The 12,480-nt window shown below is 62.3% G+C and carries 9 protein-coding genes; 2 read left to right on the top strand and 7 right to left on the bottom strand.

The genetic code is table 11. The annotated features are described in order from the left end of the window. The first annotated feature begins 2 nt into the window (after positions 1-2). On the top strand, positions 3-2,615 hold the full coding sequence (locus tag ACJO2E_RS17115; protein WP_406965454.1) for a PEP/pyruvate-binding domain-containing protein: 2,613 nt from the start codon (positions 3-5) through the stop codon (positions 2,613-2,615). Here ACJO2E_RS17115 and ACJO2E_RS17110 read toward each other — a convergent pair. Further along, a complete protein-coding gene (locus tag ACJO2E_RS17110) occupies positions 2,562-4,316 on the bottom strand; it encodes a SulP family inorganic anion transporter (protein ID WP_406965452.1) in 1,755 nt (584 codons plus the stop codon). The two genes, ACJO2E_RS17115 and ACJO2E_RS17110, sit on opposite strands and share 54 nt — an antisense overlap. Before the next feature lie 126 nt (positions 4,317-4,442). Continuing rightward, positions 4,443-5,957 carry a sensor domain-containing diguanylate cyclase gene (locus ACJO2E_RS17105; RefSeq protein WP_406965451.1) on the bottom strand — a complete coding sequence of 505 codons (1,515 nt, stop codon included), beginning with the start codon at positions 5,955-5,957 and terminating at the stop codon, positions 4,443-4,445. A 204-nt stretch (positions 5,958-6,161) separates the two neighbouring features. On the opposite strand from ACJO2E_RS17105, the gene cobS reads away from it, so the two are divergent. Next, the gene (gene cobS / locus ACJO2E_RS17100) at positions 6,162-6,932 is read left to right on the top strand and encodes an adenosylcobinamide-GDP ribazoletransferase (protein WP_406965450.1); all 771 of its coding nucleotides are present in this window, start codon (positions 6,162-6,164) and stop codon (positions 6,930-6,932) included. On the opposite strand, the gene ACJO2E_RS17095 is transcribed toward cobS, so the two are convergent. The 5 genes from ACJO2E_RS17095 to pstC all read right to left on the bottom strand — a co-directional run bounded on the left by ACJO2E_RS17095 (position 6,860) and on the right by pstC (position 12,348). After that, a complete protein-coding gene (locus ACJO2E_RS17095; protein ID WP_406965448.1) occupies positions 6,860-7,648 on the bottom strand; it encodes a hypothetical protein in 789 nt (262 codons plus the stop codon). The two genes, cobS and ACJO2E_RS17095, sit on opposite strands and share 73 nt — an antisense overlap. A 394-nt stretch (positions 7,649-8,042) precedes the next feature. Further along, the gene (phoU, locus tag ACJO2E_RS17090; RefSeq protein WP_406965447.1) at positions 8,043-8,765 is read right to left on the bottom strand and encodes a phosphate signaling complex protein PhoU; all 723 of its coding nucleotides are present in this window, start codon (positions 8,763-8,765) and stop codon (positions 8,043-8,045) included. Positions 8,766-8,793: 28 nt separating this feature from the next. Then, positions 8,794-9,681: a phosphate ABC transporter ATP-binding protein PstB gene (gene pstB, locus ACJO2E_RS17085; protein ID WP_406965445.1), complete on the bottom strand. Its 888-nt coding sequence runs from the start codon at positions 9,679-9,681 to the stop codon at positions 8,794-8,796. Positions 9,682-9,692: 11 nt separating this feature from the next. Then, positions 9,693-10,967 (bottom strand): phosphate ABC transporter permease PstA, encoded by a 1,275-nt coding sequence (gene pstA / locus ACJO2E_RS17080; protein ID WP_406965444.1) that lies wholly within the window; start codon positions 10,965-10,967, stop codon positions 9,693-9,695. Then, positions 10,960-12,348, bottom strand: coding sequence for a phosphate ABC transporter permease subunit PstC (gene pstC, locus ACJO2E_RS17075; RefSeq protein WP_406965442.1), 1,389 nt, complete (start codon positions 12,346-12,348; stop codon positions 10,960-10,962). Before pstC ends, pstA begins: the two co-directional genes overlap by 8 nt. Positions 12,349-12,480 lie beyond the last annotated feature (132 nt).

Genomic DNA, 12,480 nt, shown 5'->3' with positions numbered 1-12,480 from the left:
CCATGACCAGGGCCACCGACGCCGGGCCCGGCCCGGTGGTATCCACCGGTGTACCGGGCCTCGACCAGGTACTGGACGGGTTGCGGATCGGTGACAATGTGGTCTGGCGGGTCACTGACCTGGACGACTACCGGCGGTTTGTCAGCCCCTTCGTGGCATCAGCCACTGACGCCGGCCGCCAGATCATCTACCTGCGCTTTGGCCAGCATCCTCCCCTGTTGGCCGCCGGTCCGGGCATCCGCATTATCGAAGTGGATGCCCGGGACGGTTTTGAGTCCTTCACCGCCCGCATCTGGGAACTGGTGGAAACCTGGGGCCGCGGTGCCTTTTACGTGTGCGATTGTCTCAGTGACCTGCTCAACGCCTGGGCCACCGACACCATGGTGGGCTATTTCTTCCGGGTGATCTGCCCGTTGCTGTATGAACTGGACACCGTCGCCTGGTTCGCACTTCTGCCACAACGACACTCCCGCCAGACTCTGGACCGCATACGCGCCACCACGCAAGTCATGATCGATGTTTACCGGGCCGAGGACGACATGCAGGTGCAGCCGGTCAAGGTCTGGCAACGGCAGTCCCCCACCATGTTCCTGCCCCACCGCTACCGCGACGGGGACTTCATACCGGTCACCGACAGCTCCAACGCCACCCGGCTGCAGGCGGCCATCGAGCAGCAGGCCCATGGCTCCCAGCAACAGTTGCTGGATGGCTGGGACCGGCTGTTCCTGGAGGCGGAAGAGCACGCCGGGCGGACCAGTGACCAGACCGGTCGCGCCCTGGTTCAACGCATCCTCCGGGTGCTGATCAGCCGGGACGGCCGTATGCTGGACCTGGCACAACGCTACCTGACCCTCGATGATCTCACCGCCATCCACAACCGCACCATCGGCAGTGGCTTTATCGGCGGCAAGGCGGTGGGCATGCTGCTGGCGCGTGCCATGCTGTTACAGGACGACCCGGACAACTGGCACACCGCCCTGGACCCCCACGATTCCATGTTCATGGCCTCGGACGTGTGGTACGCCTTCCTGGTGCACAATGGGCTGTGGCCCGCCGTCATGAAACACCGCACCCGAGAAGGCTTTTTTGAACAGGCGCCAGCACTGCGGGACGCCATTCTGGCTGGCGAGTTTCCGCCGGAGGTGCGGCCGGAACTGATCCGGACCCTGGATCACTTCGGCCAGTATCCGATTCTGGTGCGCTCCAGCAGCCTGCTGGAAGACAGCTTTGGCAATGCCTTTGCGGGTAAGTACGAGAGCGTTTTCCTGATCAATCAGGGTGATCCGGAGCACCGGCTGGAGGCGTTGGAGAACGCCATCCGCCAGGTCTATGCCTCCACCATGAGCGATGATGCCCTCAGCTACCGGCGCAGCCGTGGTCTGGAAGAGCAGGAGGAACCCATGGCCCTGCTGATCCAGCGGGTCAACGGACGCTTTCATGACCACTGGTACCTGCCGGACGCCGCGGCCGTTGGCGTATCCCGCAATACCTTTGTCTGGGATCCGGAGATGGATCCCAAGGCTGGTATGCTTCGGCTGGTGATGGGTCTGGGTACCCGGGCCGTCGACCGGATCGAGGGGGATCACGCCTGGGTCATCGCCCTGGATCACCCCCTCAAACAACCCTTTCGCAGTCTTGAGGAAAACTACCGGTTCAGCCAGCACCTGGTGGACAGCCTGGATGTAAACGGCCCGGGCCTCACCACCACCGACCTGACCACCCTGGCCCGGGAAGCACCGGACCTGCCCCTGGCCCGACTGGGGGAAATTGACCGGGCCGCGTCCGAGCGGGCTCGGGAACTGGGGCTGGATCACCCCGTGTGGCGCCTGACTTTCCGGCCGCTGATCCGCCAGGGCGAGGTGATCCGACTCGCCGGCCGCATGCTGTCCATCCTGGAAGCGGCCTATGCCCACCCGGTTGACGTGGAGTTCACCATCCACCTGGGCGAGGAGGATGACAGCCCCCGAATCAACCTCGTGCAGTGTCGCCCCCTGGCCACCATCGGCGACGCCAGCTCGGTATCCCTGCCACCCCAGCCTGACCCGCACCGGCTGTTGATGGCGACCCGGGGGCACTTCATGGGCGGCAATATCAACCTCGCCATCCACCGGATCATCCAGGTAAACGCCGAGGCCTATAGCGCCCTGGATGTCCACGGCAAATACCAGGTCGCCACCCTGGTGGGACGGCTGGCCCGGCAGACGCCAGAGCGCTTCAACCTCATGCTGGCAGGCCCCGGGCGGTGGGGCACCAGCAGCCCGGAGCTGGGCGTACCGGTGGGATTTGCGGATATCAGCCGGGTGTCGGTGCTGGCGGAAATCGCCGACATGGGCAACGGCATGGTACCGGACCTGTCCTATGGTTCCCACTTCTTCCAGGACCTGGTGGAAACCGGTATCGCCTATGTTGCACTGTTCCCCGGTGAACGGGACTGCCTCTGGAATCCGTGCTGGCTGGATCAACACACCCAGCAACGGGCCATCGACTGCCTGTTGCCGGACAACCTGCCTGCGGCCGCCGTCAGGGAGTGTGTAGAAGTCATGGAATGCGAGGAGGCACCATTACGCATTCTTGCCGACGTCACCCGCCAGCGGCTTCTGGGCGGCCATCCATGACCCGAGGGCCTGCCAGGCCTGATAGCTGGTCAGGTAGATGTTCCCGGTCAGCCGCTCCAGCAAGCGTGTCCCTTCCAGCCGGTCCATCACCGGGCCCTTCACTTCCGACAGGTGGAAACGCACACCGCCGGCCTCAAGGCGTTCGTTGATGGCCTCCAGGCTCTCCAGGGCGGAAGCGTCGATCAGGTTCACCGCCGCGCATACCAGCACGACATCGGTCAGTTCCGGACGGTCGCTAACCAACTCCAGGACCCGCTCTTCCAGAAAGCGGGCATTGGCAAAGTAGAGGCTCTCGTCCACCCGCAGCATGGCCATATGGGCTCGGGTTTCCACCTGATGGCGGCGCACATTACGGAAGTGCTCGGTACCCGGCACCCGGCCGACCACGGCGCTGTGCGGACGACTGGTGCGGTAAAGGAACAGCCCGATGGACAGCCCCACCCCCGCCAGGATGCCGGCCTCCACGCTGTAGCACAGGGTCAGGGCGATCGTCGCCAGCATGGCCACGAAATCCCCCCGGGAGTATCTCCAGGTGCGCACCAGAGCCGGCAGGTCGATCAGCGATAGCACCGACACGATGATGGTGGCGGCCAGGGTGGCCACCGGTAACAGGGCGATGGCCGGCGTCAGGAACACCGTCGCCAATGCCACGCCAAACGCCGCCAGGGCGCCAGCGGCGGGTGTTTCCGCACCGGCGTCCACATTCACCGCGGAACGGGAAAAGCTCCCGGCCACAGGCATGCCCCCGGATATCCCCGATGCCAGGTTCGACGCCCCCAGGCCCACCAGTTCCTGGTCGGGATCAATACGCTCCCGTCGCCTGGCCGCCTGGGTCTGCGCAATCGACACCGACTCCACAAAGCTCACAATACTGATCAGCACGGCACTGACCGTCAGTTGTCGCCACAGGGACAGGTCGGTGGCCGGCATGACCAGCTCCGGCAGGCCAGAGGACACATCCCCCACCACCGCCACCCCGGCCTTGTCCAGCTCCAGGACCCAGGTCAGTGCTGTCGTAATCACCACGGCGGTTACGGGGGCGGTCCTGGCAAGGTTGTCCGCAAGCCCCGAACCAATCCCCAGCCTGGTCAGCAACGGCCTCAGGTACTCCCGGGCGGCCAGCAGGGCCAGCAACACGCCGCCACCGATGGCCAGCGTCAGCCAGTGGATATCCTCCCGGTGCCGGAATAGCTCCACCGCCACCTCATAGAGGTTCTTCCCGCCAGCCTGTATACCCAGCGCAGGCGCCAACTGACTGGCCACGATCACCAGTCCGGAGGCGGTAATAAATCCGGAAATCACCGGGTGACTGAGGAAATTGGCCAGAAACCCGAGACGGCATACGCCCATGACCAGGAGCATCAGCCCCGTTATGGCTGTCAGCAGGATAGCGCCGCTAACCATTTCCGCTGCCCCCGGCTCGAACAATTGCCCCAGGGCTGCGGCGGTCATCAGGGCGGTTATCGCCACTGGTCCCACCGACAGGGTCCGGCTGGAGCCGAACACCGCATACAACACCAGCGGCAGGATACTGGCGTAAAGTCCCATCTGTGGTGGCAACCCCGCCAGCATGGCATAAGCCAGGGACTGGGGAATCAGCATGACGGTAACGATCATCGCCGCCAACAGGTCCCGGACCAGGAAGGCACGGTTATAGCGGGGCAGCCACGTCAATACCGGCAGGAAACGGGACAGTTTCAAAATGATCGCCCTTGGACCCGGTTAGTGGATAGCGTCAGGAACGGGGGTGGGCATGGTAGCACCCCGAAAACCACAAACAGGTTCTAAGCATATACCATAAAGCAATATGGTGTGAAATAGGGTTTCCTAGGAGCTGATGGGGCCGGATGCGTCAACCAGGCAATCCCGCCCGGATCGCTTGGCCTCGTACAGGCGACGGTCCGCCTCGGTGATCAGCGTATCGCTGTTCAGGGTCTCCCAGGGCAGGTCTGTCACATGAACCAGGCCAGCGCTGACCGACACCGGGATATCTCCCCCCTGAAAGCGGACCGGCTGTTCCCGGACCAGCTCCAGTACCCGCTGCAAGGCACAGGTAGCCTGGTCCGGTGTGACATCCGCCAGCGCGACAATGAATTCCTCGCCACCATAGCGGGCCGCCACGTCCGTGCCACGACACTGATCCTGGAGCAGGCCGGCAAAATGCTGTAGCACCTGGTCTCCGGCCAGATGGCCATGGTTGTCGTTCACCTCCTTGAAATGGTCAATGTCCAGCATCGCCAGGGCCAGGCCCTCCCCGGTGCGCTGATAGTGGGCCAGCATCTCCTCAACCCGTGGCTTCAGATAGCGGCGGTTATGGATTCCCGTCAGCGGATCGAGGATGGACTGATCCAACAGTTCCTGCTCCAGGCGGAACCGTTCCAGGGCCTGGGTCAGCAGGTTGGCCACCAGCACCAGCAGGTCATCCAGATCCGTACGCCAGTGGCGAACGGAGAGAGAATCCATGCCAAAGAATCCCTCCACGGAGCCCCGAATCAACAGGGGCGCGCAGAACATGGCAGCCACCTCCTGCTCCTCCAGCAGGGCCCGTTCCTCCATCGCATGATTCGGTAGCCGGCTGACATCCTCCACGAACACCACCTGGTTCCGGCCTAACACTTCATGGATCTGCTGCTGCCACCAGTGGAAACCGGTAATGTCCACATCCTGCTGGCTGCCCTTCAGGGCGACCACTCCGTCGCGGCACCATTCGTGGGTGTTGGTCATGCGGGTCAGGTCATCGGAAAACTGGTAGATATAGGCCCGGTCAAGCTGGAAGAAGTCACCGATACGGGCCAGGAAGCGGTTGATCTCCTCGTCGATATCACCGATGGCGGAGTCCATGAATTCCGAGGACAGGCTGGCCAGCAACTGGTGGAACCGCAGTTGGTAATCCGCCTCCGCCTCACTGGCCCGAAGGCTGAGTTCCAGGTCTTTGTGGGCCTGGATATTGGTGAACTGGCCGAACCAGAGGGTGCTGCCGTCTGCCAGGCGCTTGGGCAGGGAATGGCCCTCAAACCACTGGTAACTGCCATCCTTGAGGCGAACCCTGGCCTGGTATTGCCAGGGTCGGAGGGTACGGGCGGATTCATCGGTGGACGGGCGCAGACCCTCCACATCGTCCGGGTGTACCAGCGCCGTCAATAGCAACCCGTCCTCACTCAGCTCCTGGGGAGTCACGTCAAACAGGTCACTGACACGGCTGCTGATATAGGGGAAACGCCGCTCGGTACCATCGGCACTCACCCAGTAGCTGAACAGGACACCGGGCACGCCAGAAGCCAGTTCCTCCAGCAGATCTGGAACATGCTTGTCATCCTTTTGGGAAGCAGACTCCAGTGCCATAGCCTATGTCCAGTCGCTAAATGTATCTTTCAAATCTGGACCACCAAACATGTATCAGTTTAGTACATTAATTCGAATTCACACATACCAGACAATTCTGGACTACTTTCGCCACTCGTGAAACCTGCCACCAGACGGACATTCCCTGGCGAATCCGCCACGGGATCGTCAGAATAGGCGTTTTCATATGGATACGGATACAACGTGCAGACTCCCTCTTTTCAACTATCCCGGGAATGGCAGGCCTTCTGGCTGGCAGTGGGATTCCTGACACGGATCCCCATGCTGGCCCGCATCGACTACTCGCAACGCCTGATGAACCAGAGCAGCCTCTACTTTCCGCTAGTGGGCCTGCTGCTGGGCGCCCTGTACGCAGCCACCTTCAGTCTGCTGGAGATCTGGTTTTCACCACTGGTGTCGGTCCTGCTGGTGATGGTCCTGCACCTCTGGCTCACGGGGGCATTCCACGAGGATGGCCTCGCGGACAGTATCGACGCCCTGGGGGGGGGGTATACGGTGGAGAAGCGCCTGACTATCATGAAGGACAGCCGCATCGGCACCTACGGCACGGTGGCACTGGTGATGGCCCTGGGATTGAAGGCAGCGTTGCTGCTGGAGAGCTTCCATATCCTGGTGGCATTGGTGATGGCACCGGCCGTGTCACGGCTGACGCCACTACTGTTGATGGGTTACCTGCCCTACGTGACCCAGACCGATCAGAGCAAGAGCAAACCGGTGGCGGATGGTTTCTCCCGCCGTCGCCTGGCGGTAGCCGCCGCGTTCACCACGGTACTCGGCGCGGCGGCCAGTATCTGGCACAGCCACCTGTTGCTGTGGTGCCTGCTGGCCACCCTGGGCGTGGCCCTGCTGTGGGGCCGCTACCTGCGTTCGCAACTGGGCGGCTATACCGGGGATGCGCTGGGCGCCAGCGTGGTGCTGTCGGAACTGGTGCTACTGTTGCTAATGGCCTCCTGATCATCCGTTACCGGGGATAGCAACGACAGGGGCGCATCCTGTGCCAGTCGGGTCACGATCAGGTAACGGGCGTGGGCATAGCTGCCGCCATCAACACCTTCCGTAAGATAGAGGATGGCGTCCTCCAGCCCGTCCCCGTTGTAGTCCCCCCGGGCCAGCACCCGCAGGCGCTGTACCGAACCATCCTGGCCCCGGTATACCGCTTCATAGTTGCTGACCGGTTCAAACCCCGCGGGCGTCTCCACCTCGGCCCAGGTCTCCCGGGCCTGGGCCCGCCGTTGGGTGTCACCGGAGATGGCCAGGGCAAACTCCGCCGGTGCTTCCACTGGCAGGTTCCGGTCCAGCAGCGACGGCTCCAGGAAACTGCGGTCAAAACCGGCAAGGTTGGCGGATGCCCTCACCGCCTGGCAGAGGGTGGTGCGGGCCTGCAGGAAGGGCTGTTCAAACAGGTTGCGGGCCTCGTAGCCCCGGGCTGTCAGTGCCATCAGTTCCAGGCAATTACCGGCTTCCCGGTTGTCCTCGTAGGCATGGACCAGCGGGGCGGGATACTCCCATTCCCAGGCAAGCTGGGCCCGGGCCCAGTCGGCGGGAACGCCTTCCTCCGCTTCGGGAACGGGGATGGGGTGTTCCGGGCTCAGGGTGGCCGGGTTCTTGGTGGTGGTGCAGGCCACCAGGGCCAGGCCAAGGAATGGCAGCAGTAATTTCAGGTCAGGCATCGTGATCCTCCATGATCCAGTCGTGATTTGGCTGCCCGTGGGCCGGCAGCTTTCCACTCCATGCCTGGCAATGACTCTTCTCACGTCTGCCGACGGCAACCGTGGCCTGTCCTGCCAATGAACATGATTGTAGCCGGAGACCATCCGGGGATCGGGGAGAGGACGTCTGCGTCCTGTGGGTGACAGAGTCACGTCTTCCCTGAAACCGGCTATCCGGAGTCCTTCCCGCGGTTGCGGAGCCCACTGCGGGAGCGTCATTGCACCCGGGCGACTGAACATGAATTTTACGTCATTAAAGGACCGGATGGCCAGCCCCTGACCATCTTTTACCTGACCGAAACCAATGCCCCGGGCCCCGCAACCTGCCACCCTGGCGGTACGGGGCCCGCAGCCGTCAGGGCTTGACCACCTTCGCGGCCTCTTCCACCGGGGTATGGCGAACATCCTCACCTTCCACCATGTAGATGACATTCTCCGCCAGGTTGCAGGCATGGTCCCCTACCCTCTCCAGGGCGCGCAGTACCCACATCACGGCCATGCACCGGGAGATGTTGCGGGAATCCTCCATCATGAAGGTCAGCAGGGTGCGGGTGGCGGCCTGATACTCCTCATCCACCCGCTTGTCCTCCCGCATGATCTTCAGGGCCAGGGTCGAATCCAGCCGTGAGAAAGCATCCAGGGCGTCGTGAAGCATGCTGGTGACATGGGTGCTGATATGACGGACTTCCACATACCCCCGGGGCGCCTGGCCTTCCTGGGACAGCGTGAGGGCGAACTTGGCGATCTTCTTGGCCTCGTCGCCAACCCGCTCCAGGTCTGACACCATCTTGATGACCGCAATCACCAGCCGCAGGTCCCGGGCGGCGGGCTGGCGTCGGGCGATAAGACGGGTGGCTTCCTCGTCCAGCTCCATCTCCATCTTGTCCACCAGCTTGTCGCGGGCACGGATCTCATCCGCGGCGTGGCCATCGCCATCAATCAGGGCATTGACCGCATCGATGGCCTGTTGCTCAACCAGGCCGCCCATCTTGAGGAAGTCGTTCTTCAGGTTGGACAGGTCCTCGTTGAACTGATGGGAAATATGATCCCCATACATGTCTTCTTTCTTCGTTGGCATTCTCAGCTCCTCGCAATCGCGACCTGTGTTAACCGAAACGACCGGTGATATACGACTCGGTGAGTTCGTGTTCGGGTGCGGTAAATACCTTGTTGGTTTCGTTGACCTCGACCAGATGGCCCAGGTGGAAATAGGCGGTGCGATGGGACACCCGGGCCGCCTGCTGCATCGAGTGGGTCACGATAACGATGGTATAGCTTTCAGACATTTCCGCGATCAGCTCTTCCACCTTCGCCGTGGCGATGGGGTCCAGGGCCGAGCAGGGCTCGTCCATCAGGATTACCTCGGGGCTGACGGCAATGGCCCGGGCAATACAGAGTCGCTGCTGCTGACCACCGGACATACCGGTGGCGGTGGCATCCAGCCGGTCCTTCACCTCGTTCCACAGACCCGCCTTGCGGAGGCTGTTCTCGACAATGTCGTCCAGGTCCGACTTGCGGTTGGCCAGGCCGTGGATACGGGGGCCATAGGCCACGTTCTCATAGATGGACTTGGGGAACGGATTCGGCTTCTGGAACACCATGCCCACCCGGGCCCGCAGTTCCACCACGTCCCGCCTGGGATCGTAGATGTTGTCGTCGTCCAGCATCAACTCGCCCTTCACCCGGCAGATATCGATACTGTCGTTCATCCGGTTGAGGCAGCGCAGGAAGGTGGATTTGCCGCAACCGGACGGACCGATAAAGGCGATGACCTCATTGCGGGCGATGTCCAGGCTGATGTTCTTGATCGCCGGCGTGTCACCGTAGAGCACTTCCACATTACGAAGCTTGAACTTGGGGTCGTCCGCGAATGGCGTGCCAACCGTCTTGCCCTCTTCGATCAGGGTTTCCGCCGGCTTTTCTTCCGGAATCGGGATAGGAGTTTCCTCCGACATGCCTGCCTCTTTATCTACTGTCGTATTCAAGGTGTTCATCGCCATTCTCCTTACCACCGGCGTTCAAGACGCTTACGCATCCAGATCGCCAGCGCGTTCATACTGATCAGGAAGGCCAGCAGCACCATAATGGCCGCCGATGCCCGCTCGATAAAGGCCAGTTCCGGGCTGCCCGCCCACAGGAATACCTGCACCGGCAACACCGTGGCGGAATCCAGGAAGCCCTCGGGCACATCCACGATAAACGCCACCATGCCGATCAGCAGCAGCGGCGCGGTCTCGCCCAGGGCCTGGGCCATGCCGATAATGGAACCGGTGAGCATGCCGGGCAGCGCCAGGGGCAGCACATGATGCAGCACCACCTGCATCTTGGAGGCACCCATGCCTTCGGCCGCCTCACGAATGGACGGCGGCACACTCTTGATCGCCGCCCGGCTGGAAATGATGATGGTGGGCAGGGTCATCAGGGTCAGCACCAGCCCCCCCACCACCGGCACCGACCGGGGCATGCCGAACAGGTTGATGAACACCGCCAGACCCAGCAGACCGAAGATAATCGACGGCACCGCCGCCAGGTTATTGATGTTGACCTCAATGAAGTCGGTCAGCTTGTTCTGGGGCGCGAACTCCTCCAGGTAGATGGCCGCCGCCACCCCGATGGGAAACGACAGCACCAGGGTTACAATCATGGTCAGCAGTGAGCCCACAATCGCACCAAGGATGCCCGCCCGGGACGGATCCCGGGAATCCCCCCGGCTGAAGAGCACGTCGTTGAACGAGTTCTGCACCACGCCCTGCTCCACCAGCTGATCCACCCACTCACGCTGCTGTTCATTGAGCTTGATGGAATAGTTCTCATCGCCGGCGTGCTTGACGTAGACGTCCACATTGGTATGGGACAGGAACGTCATGGTCTGGGTGGTGCCCAGCAGGTCCGGGTTTTCCCTGAGGGCATCCCGCAACTGGTTCGACGCATAGGGATTGATCAGGTCCCGCACCTGGCTTCGGTCGGATTCCGTGGCGTCGGGAATCTCCCTCATGAGCGCCTGGATCAGCGGTTCGACAAAATCCGCATTCTTCATCTGGCGCTCGTCGCTGGCGTCATCGAGATACATCATCTCGCCATCGATATCCACTTCCATGGTGATGGTGGTCTTGACGAAGGCTGTGTGCCCCTTGCCAATGATATCGGTGAAAAGCACCACCAGCGCCGTCAACGCGATGGCAATGGCCGCGATGCCATAGGCCCGGAAACGGCGCTCCTTACGGTAGCGGCGCTTCAGCGACTGGCGGACGATGGCCGCCTGTGACTGTTGATCATTCATACTGTTCCCGATATTTACGTACGATGTGGAGGGCGAACACGTTGAGGATCAGGGTGGCCAGGAAGAGCATGGCACCCAGGGCGAAGGCCGCCAGGGTCTTGGCGCTGTCGAATTCCTGGTCTCCCGTCAGCAGGGTCACGATCTGCACGGTGACGGTGGTTACCGTCTCCAGCGGATTGGCCGTCAGGTTGGCCGCCAGGCCCGCCGCCATGACCACGATCATGGTCTCGCCAATGGCACGGGACACCGCCAGCAGTATGCCCCCCATGATGCCCGGCAGGGCCGCGGGGAAGATCACCTTCTTCATGGTTTCGGACTGAGTGGCACCCAGGGCCAGTGAGCCGTCGCGGAGCGTCTGGGGCACCGCGTTGATCACGTCGTCGGACAGCGACGACACAAAGGGAATGATCATGATGCCCATGACACCGCCGGCCGCCAGGGCGCTCTGGGATGAAGCATCGATCCCCAGCGAGGCGGCGAAATTGCTGATAAACGGGGCTACCGTCAGCGCCGCGAAGAAGCCGTAAACCACCGTGGGGATACCCGCCAGCATCTCCAGCAGCGGCTTGACGATGCCCCTCACCCGCTTGTTGGCGTATTCCGAAAGGTAAATGGCCGACAACAACCCCACCGGCACGGCCACCACCATGGCAATCGCTGAAATCAGCAGGGTGCCGGTAAACAGCGGGATCATGCCGAAGGAACCCTCTGCCGCCACCTGATCCGCACGCAGGGCGGTCTGTGGACTCCAGCTGGTACCGAAGAAGAACTCAAAGAACGAAATCTTACCGAAGAAGCGAACCGTCTCGAAGAACACCGAGAAGATAATGCCTACGGTGGTCAGGATGGCCAGAGCAGCGCAGGAGAAGAAGATCCACTTGAGAGTGGTTTCCACCTGCGAGCGGGCATTAAGCCGTGGCCGGATACGTACCCAGCCCAGGAACCCGGCCAGCACGGCCACCGCCACAACCAGCGACGTCATGTACCAGCGGCTCTGTTCCCGCAGGATGGTCAGGCGTTCGGCGGCCTCCGCCACCGGCGGCTCAACAAAGTCAGCCGGCAGCGCTCCGCTGGCCACGTTGCTGATCTTGCTCAGCAGCAGGCTGGCGGCGCCATCGGAATCCGGGATCATGTCCGGCGGCAGGGAGCCCACCACCAGTAACTGGATGACCTTTCCCTGGAACGCCGCCCATAGCGCCAGTACGATCAACGCCGGAATACCGCACCACAGCGCCGCCCGGGCGCCATAGTAGAACGGCAGGGATTTCAGGTGGCGAATACCACCCAGGGGCATGGCCAGCGATCGCGAACGGGCGTACCCGAGACCGTACGCCACCAGCGCCATGACCAGCGTGAGTAGGAAAAGATTGGCCGCTTGCATGCAATTGTCCGTCTTCAGAAACTTCAGGGCCAGTGGCCACGGGAGCCATTCCCGTCACCGGACTGACCGCCTCACATACGCCAAAGGGTGCGGGCCCTGTTGGACCCGCACCCTCGGTGTCATCCGGCTTGA

This window comes from Marinobacter shunpengi, assembly GCF_045449695.1.
Taxonomy (GTDB): domain Bacteria; phylum Pseudomonadota; class Gammaproteobacteria; order Pseudomonadales; family Oleiphilaceae; genus Marinobacter.
This window is presented reverse-complemented; position numbering and strand designations above follow the sequence as displayed.